Source organism: Amycolatopsis cihanbeyliensis, assembly GCF_006715045.1.
Taxonomy (GTDB): domain Bacteria; phylum Actinomycetota; class Actinomycetes; order Mycobacteriales; family Pseudonocardiaceae; genus Amycolatopsis; species Amycolatopsis cihanbeyliensis.
In genome coordinates this window covers 4,244,152-4,259,351 of record NZ_VFML01000001.1, presented here as the reverse complement: position 1 = coordinate 4,259,351, position 15,200 = coordinate 4,244,152, and the positions used below count along the sequence as shown (strand labels likewise).

Genomic DNA, 15,200 nt, shown 5'->3' with positions numbered 1-15,200 from the left:
AGCGTTAGATTTTGGACCACCCTGATCACGTAACGTCAACGACCGCCGGATGCTCATCGGACCACCAGGTCAGCCCGGTGCGGGGCCGCTGGGGACCGGCTCGCTTCCGGCGCGCCGTGCAGGTCGGCGAGCAGGCGTTTGGCCAGCCTGGCCGCGGGGCAGGTGATCAGCACCTCGCAACCGCTCGGGTCGTGTGTCGTACCGAACAGGACGGTCCGCCGGTCCACGACGGCCACCTTCTGCCGGGGCTCGCCGGTGTGCACGGTGACCCCGCAGTCCGCCAGTTCGCCCGCCCGGACCCGGTCCGCGGAAGGCAGCACCGCGTGCACGTCCACTCCCCGGCGCGCGGTGCCGGCCAGCAGTGGCAACAAGTCCACGTCCTCGCCACCGATCCACGGCAGGGAAAGCCACAGCGACTCCTCGGCACCGGTCAACCGCGCGGCGAGGTCGTCGGCGTCGGCCAGGTCGAGCAGGCTGTCCGCGCCGCGCACCGTGATCCGGCCGTCCAGGAGCAGGGCGTGCAGCGCCGCGAGCGGGGTACCCTCCGGCGCGGCCCGCACCGCGCGGAGGTCCGCCGGCAGGTAGAGCCGCCGGTCGGCACGGCTGATCGCGGAGCCGAACCGGCGTGCCCTCGGCCCGCCGCCCACCAGGTCGAACACGATGACCTGGGCGTTGATGTCCCGGCAGGCGTGCGCCGTGGCGACCGGCACCGGTGGGTCCAGCTCGCGCACGGCGGCGAGGCTCACCGCGGCCTGCGCGCTGGAGGCGGTCACCACACCGAGCTCGCCCGGATGCCGCTCGGCGAGCGCCCTGGCCAGCAGCAACCCTGCCGACCACCATCCGGTCCCGGCACCACCGCGGCGCACGGCGGTCAGGTCGGGCAGCATCGAGGTGTCCACCAGCACCAGTTCGGTGTCCGGAATGGACATACCCGCGTCCCGCAGTACTCGGTAGTGCAGGTCGTTGGTGAGGGTGCGCAGCGTGGAGCCGAAGCGGAACAGGCGGGTGAGCGTGACACACCCGGGGTGTGTCATGGCCTCCTCGGCGGCGGTGATTCCACAGTGGCCGAACACCTCGGTGGTCGACCACCGGCGCACCTCGGGCACGGCGCGGATGTTCGCCGGCCGGACCACCGGGCCGGGCTGGAGGAAGTCGCCGAACAGGACGGCGGTGTGGTCCGCGCGGGACACCAGGAACAGCATCTCGGCGAGCCGGGCGGCGGCCGCGTGCTCGGCGAGTACCACGTCGAAGCGCAGGCCGGAGAGGCATTCGTCGGCGTAGGCCCTGGCCGGGGTGGTGGCGACAACGGGTGCCTCGCGAACGGCCTCGGCCTCGGCGCCCGCGCGCAGTTCGGCGGCGCGCTCGGCGAGCCAGCGCAGCCGGTCGGTCAGCCGGTCCCTGGCCGCGGTGTCCTCCACCCGTGCGCGGAGTGTCTCCCGTTCCTGGTGCCGCTCGGGCAAGCCGTGCCGCAGGCAGGCGGCGTGGAACCGGCGGTCCTGCTCGGTGGCGATACCGGCGGCCCTGGTCTGCTCCAGCCGCCTGCGCAGCAGGTCGGCCGCGGTTCGCACGCTGGTCTCGGTGCGGGCCGCGAGGTCCAGCGCACGCTCGGCGGCGGCGAGCTCCGCGTCCAGTCTGCCGAGGTCGTCCTCGGTGCACGGCAGCGCCGCCTCGCGGCAGGCCTCGATCTCGGCCCGCAGCCGGTCGTGTCGCACGGTCCCGGTGCGCAGAGCCTTGCGCTCCGCCCGGGAAAGGCGGTCGGAGCCGGAGTTCGAGACCGTGCGTTCGCGCAGGTTCTGGTCCAGTTCGCGCAGCTTCTCGGTGATGTCCCTTGCCCGTTCGAGGTGTGTCCTGGCCTCCGCCGCCTCCGCCCAGGCCGCACGGGCGGAACGCAACCCCTCCTGGGCCGCGGCCAGCTCGGTGGCCGCATCGGTATGCCGCTGGTCCGCCTGTGCCAGGTCGGCCTCGAGGCTGTCCAGCCGGTCGGCGTTGTCGATCCGGCGCCCCGCGTCGAGGAAGGCGGTGTGGTCGTAGCCGACGAGGGCGGTGTCCAACTCGGCGAGTCGCTCACCCGCCCGGTCCAGTTCGGCAAGGTCCTCGTCCAGCGCGGCACGCTCGGCCTCGATCTCGCGTGCCTGTTCGGCCGGCAACGGCGGCGGTGGGCCGACCCGCCCCGCCGCACCGATCCGGACCACCCGCCGCGCGAGCCTGCCGGCGACCGCATCCAGCGAGGAGTCCACACCGGACACGAACAGCACGCGTTTTCCCTGCTTCACAAGACTCTCGATGGTGGATACCAGCACGTGTGTGCTACCGGTGCCCGGCGGAGTCCAGACCAGCCGCAGGCCGGGCGCGTGGCAGGCCCGGTAGGCCTCGGCCTGCCCGTCGAGCAACCCGGCCGGCGGCTGCGCTCCGAGGTCCGGGACCGGGTCCAGTTCGCCCGCGGCGAGCCGGTCGGCGAGCGGCGCCTCGCCGAGGTTCCGCAGCCGCCCGGCGAGTCGGCTCAGCAGTTCCCGCGGGGACCTGGTTGCCGCCCACACCCGGTCGCAGCCCGCCGGGACCGGACCGGTGACGCGCAACCGTAGGACGCCGTCGGCCGCGTGCACCTCCTCGACCGGAAAGGACGGCCCACCATGCGGACCATCCCGCCCCGCCAGTCGGATCGTGCCGAGGTTGTCCGGGCCGAGCCGGCGCCCGCGCAAGTCCACGGTGTACTGACCAGGCTCGGGCCGGGGCACCGGCACGCCCAGCAGGCTCCATTCGCCCGCGTGCCAGGCCTGATTGAGTTCGGTGTCGACCGCGCGGGCAGCGTCCTCCCGCCAATCGGTCATCGCTGGTCTGGAAACGCTCGACACGGTCGATGTTGGCGGCTCAGCGGCGCGGAGCGCCTCCGGTTGGGTGGCGGTGGGAGACGGTGTTGGCGGCTCAGCGGCGCGGAGCGCCTCCGGTTGGGTGGCGGTGGGAGACGGTGTTGGCGGCTCAGCGGCGCGGAGCGCCTCCGGTTGGGTGGCGGTGGGAGACGGGTGGGCGGGGGCCGGACTCCGGTCACGACCGTCACCACCGCGGCTCCCAGCGGTTCTCGGACGCTCTGTCAAGCCCACTCCCGGTACTCGGCTGGTCGATCTGTAGCGAGTAAACCAAGAGTGTCGTTCCGCGTACAGAGCGTAAGCCGAACGGAGTAGTGCGGCGACCGGCGACTCGAAGCCACCCATCCGGGCAGGCACCCCGACTGGCCCGATACCTGGACCGATGGCACGATATTCAACGTATCGTGAGCGTTTCGCCACGCATCGTGGGTACTGATCGGGGGTGCCACCGCTTATGGCGATCGGGACGGAGTCAACCGCGCCGGGTGTCGACCGCGCGACCTCTTGGCGCACGCCAAGCAGGAGCGTGGGCGGCCGGTGTATCCGGGTGTCGTACCGGATGGCCTACGTGATCCTGGACGACAGCACCCGCCCCTCGCCTGCCACCGGCGAAGCACTGGTCTTCGCCCCGGGCGAATGGCGCGCCTTCCTGCACCGAGTCCGATCCTTGGACTCCGCGCAGGTCACCCGCTGAACGGGTTGTGTACCCGCGCTCCGGTGCGCTCCATATCCCGGACGTTGCGAGTGACCAGGGTCAGGTCGTGTACCCGCGCGGTCGCCGCGATCAGCGCGTCGGTCACCGGCACCGGCCGGCCGTTGTCCTGCCGGCCCCATTCGACCGTGACCTCGGCCGTCACCGGCAGGATGCGGGCGGCGAACTGCCGGGTCATCGCGGCCAGCCACTCCTCGAGCCGCGTTGCCTGGGGATCGTCACCCCGCTTGCGGCAGCGTTGCGCCCCACGCTGGATCTCGCCGACGGTCAACACGCTCAGGTAGAGCCGGTCCGCGGGCACCTCCTTCCACCAACTGGCCACGCCGGGATCGGGCGCGCGGCGACGCACCTCGGAGACGACGTTCGTATCGAGTAGGTAGCTCATCGGGCCCGCGTCTCAGTGCTTGTCCGGCAACGCGCGACACGCCGGTTACGCTTCGTCCTCATTCCCGCAGGTCCACCTCCCGTGGCAGGTCGTCCTTACGCCCGGCCACCACCTCCTCCAGTACGTCGGCGAGGGCGTCGTCGGCTACCTCGCCTTCCTTGTCCCCTTCCAGCACGTGTTTGAAGTCCAGCTCCACTTCGATTCCGGCGAGCCGCCGGTAGTGCGTGATGTCCAGCACGACGGCCACCTCCTCTCCGTGCCGGGTGACGAACTGGGCTCCGTCGAGTTCAGCTCGCCGCAGCAGCTCACTGAGGCGCTGCTTCGCCTCCTGTACCTGCCAATGCATGTCCATCCACCACCTATCTAGACAGACTAGACAGAATTGCCGAGAAGGGCAAACTGCTCCGGCGAACTCACCCGATCGAAGCGGCAGAAGCGTGGGCCGACTACGGCTGACACTCGGCGTAGGATTTGGCCGTCAATCTCGGCAGGAGCGTCGTCGGAGGGAGCGAGCCGTGGCAGCTGATCCCGAGCCGGGGCCGCCGCGCTCGCAGCGCTGGATACAGCGGGAGCCTTCGCAGTTCACTTGGGAGCAGGACGGTCTGGACTTCGTCAAGAAGCAGTTGCCGAATGCTGAGCCGTACCGCGCCTGGGCCACGTTCTCGTTCGTCGCGGCCTCCGGCCGGGTCAACGAATGCGACCTGCTGATCGCGGTACCCGGCGGGTTGTACCTGGTGGAGCTGAAGGCCCATCCCGGCCGCGTCACCAACAACGGCTCGACCTGGCGGGTGAAGGACCCGAACGACGGCCGTATCCGCACCCTGGATAACCCGCTCGCCCTCACCGACCTGAAGGCCAAGGAACTCAAGGGGCAGCTGACCAGGGCCGCGCAGAAGGCCGGGAAGAACGTACGAATCCCGTGGATCCAACCCGCGGTGTTCCTGACCGATCCCGGACTGAAAAGTGAGCTGGACGAGTTCCAGCAGCCGAACGTCTACGCCAGGCACGCCCGCAGCGGGCTCCCGCGAATCTGGGAGGACCTGCTGGCCAGGCCCCCGCAACGGGAGTCGCACCGGATCACGGCGGAGTTCTCCGCACGCATCCTGCCGCAGTTGCTGAAGACCATCGGCATCACGGCGTCGAACGCGCACCTGAAGTTCGGCGACCACTGGAAGCTGGCCCCCCGCCCGCTGGACGCAGGCCCGTTCTGGGAAGACCGGCTGGCCAAACGGGACGACGGGCACATCAAGGAGGAGGGTCGGGTACGGCTCTACCTCGTCCGGGAAGGCACGACCGAGTCGGACCGGGAGAAGGCCAAGCGGGCCGCGCTGCGCGAGTACCAGGTACTCCAAGGAATCAGCCACCGCGGAATCGTGCAGGCGGTGCAGTTCCGGGAACATCAGGGGCTTCCGGCGATCTTGTTCCGGCATGCCGAGTCGGACCTGCGGCTGGACACCTACCTCGCCGCTTTCGGCGCGAACGTCGGCCCGGACACCCGGCTCGATCTGGTACGCCAGCTGGCCGAGGCGATCCGCTACGCGCACAACCGCTCGCTGTACCACCGGGCGCTGTCGCCGCGGTCGATCTACGTCGCGGCGCGCGAGGACGGTTCGAACCCGGTGCTGCGGCTGATCGACTGGCAGACCGCGGCGCGCGACTTCGAGACCACCAACCTGCGCTCGATCGGTGACTCCTCTCTGGACGGTGCGTTCATCGAGGACACCGCGCAGTGCTACCTGGCCCCGGAAACCGACCAGCCGTACCCGGATCCGGTGGACCTCGACGTGTTCGGGCTGGGTGCGGTCGCATACCTCATCCTGTCCGGGCGCAACCCGGCCGCGAACCGGGCCGAGCTGAAGGAGCGGCTGAGTACCGACGACGGGCTGCATGTGACCGCGGTGGACGACACGCTGCCCGCCGAGCTGGACGCGCTCATCCACCGGGCGACCAGCCCCGATGTGGCCCACCGGCTCGACTCCGCGGACACGTTCCTGCGCGAGCTGGACGGCGCCGAGCGGGAGACCGCTCCCCCGCGGCCCGCCTCGACCACCGAGATCGACCCGCTCACCGCGGTGGTCGGCCAGGAGCTGCACGACGGCTGGGAGGTCGCCAAGGTGCTCGGCACCGGGGCGACCGCGCGGGCGTTGCTGGTCGAGCGGCTCGTCGAGGACGAGCGCGGCGAGCCCGAGGTCGAGCAGCGGGTGCTCAAGGTCGCGCTGGACGACGAGAAGGCGGACCGGCTGCATGCCGAGAACAAGGCGCTGCACCTGGTCGGCGGCGGCTATGTGGTGCAGCGCCTCGGCGGCCCCGACTCACTCGGCGGTCGGACCGTGCTGGTGCTGGAGTTCGCCGGGGATGTGTCACTGGCGCGACGGCTGCACGACGAGGGCCGGCTCACCTACCACGAGTTGGAACGCTTCAGCCGCGACCTGTTCAGCGCGCTGGACCAGCTCGCCGCGAAGGGCGTCCGGCACCGGGACATCAAGCCGGCCAACTTCGGCATCTTCCAGCGCGCGGACCGCTCGAAGCAGTTGAAGCTGTTCGACTTCTCGCTGCACGACGCCCCGGCCTCCGACGTCAGCGCGGGCACCCGCGGGTACCTGGACCCGTTCCTCGGCTCGCTGCGGCGACCCCGGTTCGACGAGCAGGCCGAGTGGTACGCGGCGGCGGTGACGCTGTACGAGATGGCCTCCGGTGAGCGTCCGAAATGGGGGGACGAGCTGACCGCGCCCGACATGGGCGCCGACGACCTGCCGAGGATCGACTCGGAGCTGTTCGAACCCGCACTGCGCGATGGGCTGACCCGGTTCTTCGAGAGCGCGCTGCACCGGGACACCGACCGCCGGTTCACCACCCTGCGGCGGATGGAGGACGCCTGGCGCGCGGTGTTCAGCGAGGCGGACGCCACGGCGCCGCCCACCACACAGGCCACTGTGGACGGATCAACCTCGGAAACGGACCTTTCCGAGGCACGCGACATAGCGGCCAACGCGGCACAGCTCGACACCCCGCTCGAGGCGGCCGGGCTGTCCCCCCGTGCCGTGTCGGTGGCGAACGAGCACGGTGCCACCACGGTGGAAGAACTACTGAGCGTACGGCTGCACGTCATCGCGCGGGCCCGCGGCGCGGGCTCGCTGACCCGGAAAGAACTCAACCGAAGGCACAAGCAGTGGACGGCTCGGCTGCTCCGCGCCGCGAGCAGCACCGCGCACCCGGAACCGGCGGAAGCCGCGGGCGAGCAGGCCGAGCCGACCCGACTGTCCATCGAGCAACTGGTCGAGTACCTGGAACCCGCCCCGGCCAGGAAGAACTCGTACCGGCCCACTATCGAGCGGCTCGCGCTCGGCCTGCCGGATTCCGGCGGAACGCCGACGCCACTCGGCGCATGGCCCACGCAGAGCAGGATCGCCGGGCACCTGAAAGTCAGCCAGCCCACGGTGTCCCGGCATTTCGTGGACGCCATCAAGTCCTGGCGCGCCGCCGAATGGCTGGAACCGGTCCGGCGCGAGCTGGTCGGGATCGTCGAGGAGCTCGGCCGGATCGCCACCGCGCCGGAGGTGGCCGCCGAGTTCCGCGCCCGGCACGGCAGCGTGCGCGGGGATCAGCGACGCGCTCTGAACGAGGCGCTGGCCGTCGTCCGGGCCGCGGTGGAGGCCGAGCTCGCGCCCGGTGAGGACGAGGAGCAGGCCGAGCCGCGGCTCGCGGTGCAGCGCAAGAACGACACCATGCTGATCGCCGCGGAATCGCTGGAGGGCTCCGCCGCGCCCACGCCGAGCGAACTCGGTGACTACGCGGTGGCGCTGGGCCGTAAGGCGGACAGGCTGGCGGACCAGGAACCGCTGCCGAGCGCCGCGACCGTGCTGCGGGACCTGCGCGCGGTCGGCGTCCCGGACGGCATGCGGCCGCTGGCAGACACCCGGTTGGTGGCGCTGGCCGCGGCGATGTCCCAGCGTGCGGCTGCCTCGCGGCGGCTCGAGCTGTACCACCGGGACCTCCGCCTTGACCGGGCGCTGCGGATCTCCCAGGCCGCGGTCGGGGTCCGGGATGCCGGGATATCCCGGGAGAACCTGCTGGCGCGGGTGCGCGCCCGGTTCCCGGAGATCGAGCTGGGCGACCCGAGCTACATCGAGGTGGAGCGCGCCCTCGCGGCGGCAGGCAGCAAGCTGACCTACGGCCCGACGACCGGCCGGTTCACTCCCCCGGAGCAGCCCTGGCGCAGGATGCTCAGCTCCTCGTCCAGCCACCTGTCCTCGATCGACCCGGATGCCGCGGCGACCGGGCGTGACCCTGTCGAGTTGCAGTCGGCGCGGCTGGCCGAGTCCGTGGACCGCGGCGGGTTCGTCGCGATCACCGTGAAGGCGAAGGATCTGCCGGGCACCGCCCGGCTGCTGGCCGAGCGGTTCGGGGTGCTGGATGTCGACCTCGGTCGGCTGTTCCTCACCGAGCTGCGAGAGCTGGTGGCCGAGAAGCAGCAGGATTGGGCCAAGGTGCTGGCCGCGGACGCGCGGATCAGCGCCTCCACGGCGGTGCCGCGCGGGTTGGCTTCCTATGTCTCACTGACCTGGCAACGCGTGCGGCAGCGGCTGCTGGAACGGGTGACCGACGCCGGGCCGCGCACGGTGGTCTTCCTGCACGACGCCGGGTTGCTCGGCCGGTACGCGGAGGCGGGCGGGCACGCCCTGCTGGTGGAGTTGCAGCGCGCCGCCCGGCTCCCGGACGAGCAGCCGCACGGGCTGTGGCTGCTCTGCCCGGCGGAGGCACCGAACGACTCGCCGCGCCTGCTGGGCGAGCAGGTCGAGGTCCTGCCGGACGATCGGATGGTGGCCCTGATGTCGCAGTTCCTGGCCCAGCTCCGCCCGTCCGACGCCGCTTGAACAGATCAGCCGCCGAAATGACCGCCGCTGAGGTTGCGCTCGATGTCGTCGAGCAGGGGCACCGGACTGTACTCCGGTGAGGTCTCCGGGAGCCGGTGCCACTTGCCGTGCCGGTCCACCCAGTGCAAGGTCCACTGGCAGTCGGCGGTACAACGCAACTGCGCGATCGGCTCTACGGTCCAGTCCGCGCCCGGCTCGTAAGGCCATGGTGGCCGGCGCTGCACGATGGTGACCCTGCCGCCTCGTCGCCGTGTCTCGAACCGCACGTCACCTCGATCGTCGGTGGGGGCGCGCCGCTCGCACCACCTGTCGATCTGGCGTTGTTGAAGTTCAGGGATCGGCGACATACCCACAGTGATACCGCGTGTCCCAATCAGTAGCCAAGGTGGGTCCGTCAACCATCCGACCAGTCAGGTGACCGACCCCACCGGCGAGCCGAGTTGGCTGCGTACGTCGAGTAACCGGCGCTAGACTTCCGGTATTCGCGACCGGCGCAGGTGGGGAGGACCGAATTGCCCGGGTTTCAGGTTGACGTAGGCGCACTGAGCAAGATGGCAGCCGGTATGGAGCGGCAGGCCGAAGCAATGTACGACCTGTCCAACCATTTCTACAAGATCAATACTGGCGCCTTTACCGGCCTGCTCGAACTACAAGGCATCAGAGATGCGAGCCGGGAGCGTCAAATATCGCAACATGAATCGCGCAACAGTGGCACAGACGTGCTGCAGCCAGGCAGGCGACACCCTGACCAGGGCACAGGAGTACTACGCGAGCACCGAACATGGCAGCGCGGCACAGGTGGATGCCACACTTCCCCGGCACAAGTACGATGTCCCGTTCAACGTTGGCGATGTCGCACCGATCGATGCGCCCAACGCGCCCTACACAGATCTGTCCGACGCCAGGGGCCGACTGGTCGAACCACCGTCGTACGACGAGCAGATGAGCTGGAAACCTGCCCCGGAGTCCGACCTCATGAAGGCGGGACCGGGAATTCGTGAACTGATTAAATGGGTTCTGGATGAAGATCCACTGGAAACAATCGCAAACGGTTTACTGGGTGATTGGTGCGAGATCAGGCGAAGCGCTGATATATTCAACAACGCCGCCTGGGCGTACTCGGACGTGGCAGCAAACATCGACGACTACATTAGACGAGGGCAAGATGACTGGACCGGCAATGCATCCTCAGCCGCGTACGATCATCTTGAAAAGATCGCAGATGGCTTGCGCGGCGAGCACGATGTAAATCGATACTTATGCAATCAGTTCATCGAGGTAGCCGAAGGTTCTTACGAGATATTTATTTTCCTCTCGGGCGAGGTCAGCAACTGGATCGACAGATGCATTCAGGCAGGAATAGCAGCCCTTGCAGCCACCGGAACTGTCGAAATTCCCGGCCTCAACATCTTCACCGCGGCACATGCCGCATATCGTGTATACCAGGCCGTAGAAAGCGGATACGAGATTCTGAGTCGCACTATTCGCCTCAAGGACATGCTGGTCGCTTTTGAGGCATCGTTGAGCATGTCCGGCGACAGTTCGTTCGAGACAAAGACAAACGGCCGCATGTTCCCTAGTGGTACATTTCATACGCCCGCCTGACCAGGAGGAACTATTGCATTCTGACCCGAACACATTTCGTCGAGCAGACCTCGAGCATGAAAGGCGGAGCATAAGTAAATCTCTTGATCACATCAAGGACGAGCGAGTCAAGAAAGAGCTAGAACGTTACGCTGCCGGCAAGATGTCACTTCGCGAGGCGGCGCAAGTGCTTGATACACCGTACGCCATGCGCGCCCTGGGATTGTTCGTTGAACGATACGAATCAATACCCGAAGCTGAGCGCGATGAGTTCGTCAAGCAAGCACGGAAGGAGATTGAAGAAATATCCACAGAGATCGACAAGAGGGAACAGAAGGGAGCTGAACCGAGACGCCGAACATCAGATTCAGAGGATATGGAAGACTTCGATCAAATCGAGTGGTTGAGCGACGATCAATGACCTGGCGTAACCGAGTTGTCTTCGGATCATTCCTACTCGTCGTGGTATCCTGCTCGCCCGATGCAGACTCGAAAAGAAATAACGATCCTGGACCATCATCCACAGGTAAGGATGTTTCTCAAACGGCGCTGAAATTGGTGCAGACGACATGTTCTGCTGATACCCCCAAGACAGTTGACGCAGTTTTTCCCGGAGCAAGCCACCGATACAGCGAAAGTGGTCCAGGGGGACCGAGTTGTGCATGGTCAATCGAAGGGGAAAGCCCATTGGTACGAGCGCTGTTGATAGCCTACGAGCAGGGGGATCTAGCCTCCTGGCGGCAACTCAACCCCGGACCGACCAGGGAGGCGACGATAGCCGGTAAGTCGGTTGTGGTCGCAGAGAACGACACGGGGTGCGCGACATTCTTCGAGGTCGACGGCACCGTGGTGAGCGTCGACTTCGCCGAGATCGGGAAAGAAGCCTGCGCTCGATCCGCCGAGTTGACCGAGGAAGTACTGGCGGGCCGGTGAGCTCGAAGCGAGAACGGCCGGGCAAGACGACCTGGGTGCGCATGGCCGACCACGGCTGGGTCGCCGTGCACGAACTGCGGGACGGCATCGGGCTGTTACCGGATCCGTACGTCTGGTACCGGCAGCAGCTCCTGTTCGGCATTCCGTTCGTGCTCTGCGTGGTGGTACCGCTCGCCATTTTGTGGATGGCGTTAGCGGAACCGTCTGGTGCGGGACTCGCAGTGATCATCGTATTCGCCGGTGTCCAAGGTTTGCTGTTGACGGTGTCGCAACTCGCCGGGCGCAGGGCGCAGAACGAACTGTGGGCACAGCGCGGCGCGCAACCCCGGCAGCGACTCATTTTCGGGCCGCTCAGCCCGTGGCATCGGCTGCACACGGTGGCCGAGATGCGGCGCAATCTGGCCACTCGCGGTTTCACCGAGCCGGTGCTGCGCGCCCGTTCGATCGCGCAGGCACGGGTGCTTCGGCATGGCTGGACCGTCGAGGTCACGCTCCGCACGACCAAGGGAAACGAGGTGACCCTGGTCCGGCGGCATCCCCTCGGACAACGACGCTTTCTGCGCATCCTGCGCAGGGTGCTCGGGCACAAGATCGAGCCCGCCTGACCATGGGTCAGCGGCCTGCCGGACGTCCGTCCGGGCCGGTCATCGTGATGCCACCACCATGCGCCCGCAGCACCACGTCCGCGCGGTACTCACCCGCACCGAGCGCGGCGAGTTGGCCGAGGCTGACCATCCGCACGATGTCGTCGTCGCGCTGGAAGACGAGCAGGTTGCCGTCCTGCACGTAGTCCCCACCGTAGGTGCCGTCGCCCTCGATCTCGGCGGGCCGACCCAGCTCCTCCTCGATCCGCGCGCCGGACGCGGGTCCGGTCAGGACGTGCACGGAGGTCCAGTCGCCTGGGGCCAGCTCCTTGAGCGATCGTGAGCCGTCTGTGCGGGCCAGTTCGGCGATCGCCTCCTTGAGGTCCTCGTCGAATTTTACCGTCACGCCCGAGGTGTTCGAGCCGCATCCCGCCAGGACGGCGAGCAGTGCGAGCAGAGTCAGCATCAGGCGCATGGGCAGTACTGGTCCGGGGTCGCCGACGGTTGGCCGGGGTTCACCTCGTTGGATGGCAACAGGGTACGGGGCGGTGTCAGCGGTCCAGCACCCCGGAGACGGCAGCCACCAGGGCGGCCATGCCCTCCTCGGTGAAGGTGAGGTTCAGCCAGGCGTCGGAGACACCGATCGAAAGGTGCACCTCCTCGCCCGCATGAGCGCAGGTGATCGTGCTGCCCTCGTCGATCGTCTGCCAAAGATCGAACGCGAATCCGCCGAAGGTCATTCCCCGCTCCCCTCCATCCGCTCCCTGGCCAGCCGCCCGGCCAGCGCCAGCACGGATAAGGCCGGGTCCCGGTTGGAGTGCACGCCATAGGTTCTGCGCGCATCCCAGACGAAGAAGGCCGCGAGCAGCACGGCCAGCACGAGGAACCCGATCCCGACGATCACGCCGACGATCTCCATCGGCGTTCACCACCTCTCCATGTCCGGGTCGGCGGGGCCGGATGCCTGGTCGGGGGAGGGAAGGTAGGCATCCGACCCCGCCAACAGACGCTAAGCTACTAGTGTATATGCGCGAGTGATAGAGCACTTATGAGTGAACATACACTTGTCACTGTGGGCGTTAGAGTGACTACGAACCGGCAAGAGAGGGAGCCATGCCATCCGTCCAGACCAGACGTAAGCGCAAGCTCGGTCAGTTCCTGCACAGCTTGCGTAAGCGCGCGGGAAAGACGGAGGAGGACTTCGAGAACCTGACTCGCAAGTCGCAGGCAACCCTGTCCCGGATCGAGAGCGGGCACAGCCTGCCCGGCTGGAACGTGCTCGGCGCGATGCTCACCTTCTACGAGGCGAGCGAAGGCGAGCGCCGTGAGGCCGAGGACATGTGGACCGATGCCAATCAGGACAGCAAGCGAGTTGCGCATCCGACGGTCTACAACCCGAAGGGTCGCGCGTTCGCACGCACCGAGGTCGATGCGAACAGCAGCCGCACCATCGAATCACTGGGCATACCCGGCTTGCTGCAGACACCGGAATACACGGCAACTACCTGGAAGTCATCGCATCAGTTCCACAACCCTGCCGTTGACGAGGGCCGAGTGTTGGCCGCCAGGGCGAGCCGCGCCAAGATCTTGCATGGACCGGACGCGCTTGAACTGCATGCGTTGCTGGACGAGGCGGTGATCCACCGCGAGGTCGGCGGCCCGCAGGTGATGGCGGCCCAACTGCGGCACCTGCTGACCCTGGCCGAGATGCCGAACGTCACCATCCAGGTGATCCCGTTCTCCGCAGGTTCCTACGGCACGATGAGCGGCGGGGGCTCCACCATCCTCGGGTTCGCCGACGAGCAGGACCCGGACGCCGTCTATCTGGAGTACCCGGGTGGCGGTGAGTGGGTGGAGAATGAGGAGGACGTGCAGAAGTTCGTCGCGTCCTTCCGGGACGTGGCGAGCGAGGCCGCCCTGTCGCCCGCGGCGTCAGCCGAGTTGATCGGGAGGCAGGCGACATACCTGGAGGACCGATGACCACCCAGACCTGGCGCACCAGCAGCTACACCGCACCGGACAACAACTGCGTCGAGGTCGCCAGGGATACCGAGCACGCCGCCGTCCGGGACACCAAGAACCGCCACGCCGGGTACCTGACCTTCGACAGCCGGGCGTTCACCACGTTCCTTGCCGAAGTCAGGGCGGGCCGGACCGGACATTCACGCTGATCACGGGCCTGCTCGGCGCTACCGAAGGCGGAAACGTAGGGTGGTAACCGGCTACGGTCGGTACTGACGGGAGGACGGGCGATGGCACAGGGCGAGTTACTGCGCCGCCTGTTCGCCAGCTACTCCCGCGCCGACGACGCGGCCTTCCGGCAGGCGGCGGACGAACTGGTCGCCGAGGAGAGGCGGAAGAACCACCGGCTGCTCGCCAACGAGCTGGAACGCGAGCTGAACAAGCCACGCCCCGGTGCGGACCTGCCGCTGACCCTGCGACCGATCCCGAAGAGCCGGGACGACCGTCCCCTGCTGCGGCTGACCAAGCCGAACCGGGAGTTGAGCGAGCTCGTGCTGGCCCCGATGGCGCGCGAGGTCATCGAGGAGATCGTCGCGGAGAACCGCTCGCGGGGTGCTCTGACCAGCCACGGCCTGCGCCCCCGGCAACGGCTGCTCCTGCTCGGCGCGCCGGGCACCGGGAAGAGCGCGACGGCGCACGCCATCGCGGCCGAACTGAGCCTGCCGGTGGCCACCGCCTCCCTCGCCGCACTGACCTCCTCGTTCCTCGGTGACACCGCCCGCAACGTCGAGGCGATCATGGGGTTCGCCGAGCAAACCCCCTGCGTGCTGCTGCTGGACGAGTTCGATGTACTCGGCCAGGAGCGCGCCCAGGCCGGGGACCACGGCGAGATGCGCAGGGTCGCGGCGACGGTGTTGCAGTCGCTGGAGGATCTGCACGGTGAGTCGCTCGTGGTGGCCACGTCCAACCACCCGCAACTGGTCGACGCGGCCATGTGGCGCAGGTTCGACGAGCTGATCGGGTTCGACTCGCTGGACGAAGCGCAGCTCGCCGAACTCATCGCCCTCAAGCTGCGGGCGATGCCGACGGAACTCGACGCCGGTGACTGGGCGGGACGGCTCGGCACGCTCAGTCCGGCCGAGGTGGAGCTGGTGTGCTTCGAGGCCATGCGACGCACCGTGCTTGCCGGCAGGTCGGCGGTGGACGATGCGGCGATGGAGGCAGCGGTCGAACGGATGCGTCGCCGGCGAACACTGATCGACGGAGCGGCGCCGCCCGACTAGTCGAACCGGTTGAATTCCG

General features: G+C 68.1%; 16 protein-coding genes. 9 read left to right on the top strand and 7 right to left on the bottom strand.

The window, feature by feature from the left end; translation table 11 throughout:
* Positions 1–53 precede the first annotated feature (53 nt).
* On the bottom strand, positions 54–2,828 hold the full coding sequence (locus FB471_RS19305; protein ID WP_170220866.1) for an AAA domain-containing protein: 2,775 nt from the start codon (positions 2,826–2,828) through the stop codon (positions 54–56).
* 490 nt (positions 2,829–3,318) lie between these two features.
* Here FB471_RS19305 and FB471_RS35520 point away from each other — a divergent pair, with 490 nt between their 5' ends.
* A complete protein-coding gene (locus tag FB471_RS35520) occupies positions 3,319–3,558 on the top strand; it encodes a DUF397 domain-containing protein (protein ID WP_141999831.1) in 240 nt (79 codons plus the stop codon).
* On the opposite strand, the gene FB471_RS19295 is transcribed toward FB471_RS35520, so the two are convergent.
* The gene (locus FB471_RS19295) at positions 3,548–3,961 is read right to left on the bottom strand and encodes a type II toxin-antitoxin system VapC family toxin (RefSeq protein WP_141999830.1); all 414 of its coding nucleotides are present in this window, start codon (positions 3,959–3,961) and stop codon (positions 3,548–3,550) included. The two genes, FB471_RS35520 and FB471_RS19295, sit on opposite strands and share 11 nt — an antisense overlap.
* A 58-nt stretch (positions 3,962–4,019) precedes the next feature.
* Positions 4,020–4,313, bottom strand: coding sequence for a type II toxin-antitoxin system prevent-host-death family antitoxin (locus FB471_RS19290; protein ID WP_246076479.1), 294 nt, complete (start codon positions 4,311–4,313; stop codon positions 4,020–4,022).
* A 163-nt stretch (positions 4,314–4,476) separates the two neighbouring features.
* Between FB471_RS19290 and pglW the strand changes: the two genes are divergently transcribed.
* Positions 4,477–8,835: a BREX system serine/threonine kinase PglW gene (gene pglW / locus FB471_RS19285; RefSeq protein ID WP_211358068.1), complete on the top strand. Its 4,359-nt coding sequence runs from the start codon at positions 4,477–4,479 to the stop codon at positions 8,833–8,835.
* A 5-nt stretch (positions 8,836–8,840) separates the two neighbouring features.
* On the opposite strand, the gene FB471_RS19280 is transcribed toward pglW, so the two are convergent.
* Positions 8,841–9,182: a DUF3024 domain-containing protein gene (locus FB471_RS19280; protein WP_141999828.1), complete on the bottom strand. Its 342-nt coding sequence runs from the start codon at positions 9,180–9,182 to the stop codon at positions 8,841–8,843.
* 346 nt (positions 9,183–9,528) lie between these two features.
* Between FB471_RS19280 and FB471_RS19275 the strand changes: the two genes are divergently transcribed.
* From FB471_RS19275 to FB471_RS19260, 4 genes are all read left to right on the top strand, one after another.
* Positions 9,529–10,440 carry a hypothetical protein gene (locus FB471_RS19275; RefSeq protein ID WP_141999827.1) on the top strand — a complete coding sequence of 304 codons (912 nt, stop codon included), beginning with the start codon at positions 9,529–9,531 and terminating at the stop codon, positions 10,438–10,440.
* Positions 10,441–10,453: 13 nt separating this feature from the next.
* Positions 10,454–10,840 (top strand): hypothetical protein, encoded by a 387-nt coding sequence (locus FB471_RS19270; RefSeq protein WP_141999826.1) that lies wholly within the window; start codon positions 10,454–10,456, stop codon positions 10,838–10,840.
* A gap of 281 nt (positions 10,841–11,121) precedes the next feature.
* On the top strand, positions 11,122–11,352 hold the full coding sequence (locus FB471_RS35205) for a hypothetical protein (protein WP_246076477.1): 231 nt from the start codon (positions 11,122–11,124) through the stop codon (positions 11,350–11,352).
* Positions 11,349–11,957, top strand: coding sequence for a hypothetical protein (locus tag FB471_RS19260; RefSeq protein ID WP_141999824.1), 609 nt, complete (start codon positions 11,349–11,351; stop codon positions 11,955–11,957). Before FB471_RS35205 ends, FB471_RS19260 begins: the two co-directional genes overlap by 4 nt.
* Before the next feature lie 7 nt (positions 11,958–11,964).
* Here the strand turns inward: FB471_RS19260 and FB471_RS19255 are convergent, their stop codons facing one another.
* The 3 genes from FB471_RS19255 to FB471_RS19245 form a co-directional block, all read right to left on the bottom strand.
* The gene (locus FB471_RS19255; protein ID WP_246076476.1) at positions 11,965–12,402 is read right to left on the bottom strand and encodes a ribbon-helix-helix domain-containing protein; all 438 of its coding nucleotides are present in this window, start codon (positions 12,400–12,402) and stop codon (positions 11,965–11,967) included.
* Positions 12,403–12,487: 85 nt separating this feature from the next.
* On the bottom strand, positions 12,488–12,676 hold the full coding sequence (locus FB471_RS19250; protein ID WP_141999823.1) for a hypothetical protein: 189 nt from the start codon (positions 12,674–12,676) through the stop codon (positions 12,488–12,490).
* The gene (locus FB471_RS19245) at positions 12,673–12,855 is read right to left on the bottom strand and encodes a hypothetical protein (protein ID WP_141999822.1); all 183 of its coding nucleotides are present in this window, start codon (positions 12,853–12,855) and stop codon (positions 12,673–12,675) included. Before FB471_RS19245 ends, FB471_RS19250 begins: the two co-directional genes overlap by 4 nt.
* A 194-nt stretch (positions 12,856–13,049) precedes the next feature.
* Between FB471_RS19245 and FB471_RS19240 the strand changes: the two genes are divergently transcribed.
* The 3 genes from FB471_RS19240 (at position 13,050) to FB471_RS19230 (ending at position 15,181) form a co-directional block, all read left to right on the top strand.
* Positions 13,050–13,916, top strand: a complete 867-nt coding sequence (locus tag FB471_RS19240; RefSeq protein ID WP_141999821.1) for a helix-turn-helix domain-containing protein — start codon at positions 13,050–13,052, stop codon at positions 13,914–13,916.
* Complete coding sequence (locus tag FB471_RS19235; protein WP_141999820.1) at positions 13,913–14,107, top strand: DUF397 domain-containing protein; 195 nt, start codon at positions 13,913–13,915, stop codon at positions 14,105–14,107. The genes FB471_RS19240 and FB471_RS19235 overlap by 4 nt, the downstream gene beginning before the upstream one ends.
* An 81-nt stretch (positions 14,108–14,188) precedes the next feature.
* The gene (locus tag FB471_RS19230) at positions 14,189–15,181 is read left to right on the top strand and encodes an AAA family ATPase (RefSeq protein WP_141999819.1); all 993 of its coding nucleotides are present in this window, start codon (positions 14,189–14,191) and stop codon (positions 15,179–15,181) included.
* The last annotated feature ends 19 nt before the right edge of the window (positions 15,182–15,200 follow it).

Excerpts from the sequence above, each read along its gene's own strand:
- FB471_RS19280 (WP_141999828.1), bottom strand. The coding sequence starts at position 9,182 with ATGTCGCCGATCCCTGAACTTCAACAACGCCAGATCGACAGGTGGTGC.
- FB471_RS19250 (WP_141999823.1), bottom strand. The coding sequence starts at position 12,676 with ATGACCTTCGGCGGATTCGCGTTCGATCTTTGGCAGACGATCGACGAG.
- FB471_RS35520 (WP_141999831.1), top strand. The coding sequence starts at position 3,319 with ATGGCGATCGGGACGGAGTCAACCGCGCCGGGTGTCGACCGCGCGACC.
- FB471_RS19230 (WP_141999819.1), top strand. The coding sequence starts at position 14,189 with ATGGCACAGGGCGAGTTACTGCGCCGCCTGTTCGCCAGCTACTCCCGC.
- FB471_RS19240 (WP_141999821.1), top strand. The coding sequence starts at position 13,050 with ATGCCATCCGTCCAGACCAGACGTAAGCGCAAGCTCGGTCAGTTCCTG.
- FB471_RS19245 (WP_141999822.1), bottom strand. The coding sequence starts at position 12,855 with ATGGAGATCGTCGGCGTGATCGTCGGGATCGGGTTCCTCGTGCTGGCC.
- FB471_RS19275 (WP_141999827.1), top strand. The coding sequence starts at position 9,529 with ATGAATCGCGCAACAGTGGCACAGACGTGCTGCAGCCAGGCAGGCGAC.
- FB471_RS19235 (WP_141999820.1), top strand. The coding sequence starts at position 13,913 with ATGACCACCCAGACCTGGCGCACCAGCAGCTACACCGCACCGGACAAC.
- FB471_RS19255 (WP_246076476.1), bottom strand. The coding sequence starts at position 12,402 with ATGCTGACTCTGCTCGCACTGCTCGCCGTCCTGGCGGGATGCGGCTCG.
- FB471_RS19290 (WP_246076479.1), bottom strand. The coding sequence starts at position 4,313 with ATGGACATGCATTGGCAGGTACAGGAGGCGAAGCAGCGCCTCAGTGAG.
- FB471_RS19295 (WP_141999830.1), bottom strand. The coding sequence starts at position 3,961 with ATGAGCTACCTACTCGATACGAACGTCGTCTCCGAGGTGCGTCGCCGC.
- FB471_RS19305 (WP_170220866.1), bottom strand. The coding sequence starts at position 2,828 with ATGACCGATTGGCGGGAGGACGCTGCCCGCGCGGTCGACACCGAACTC.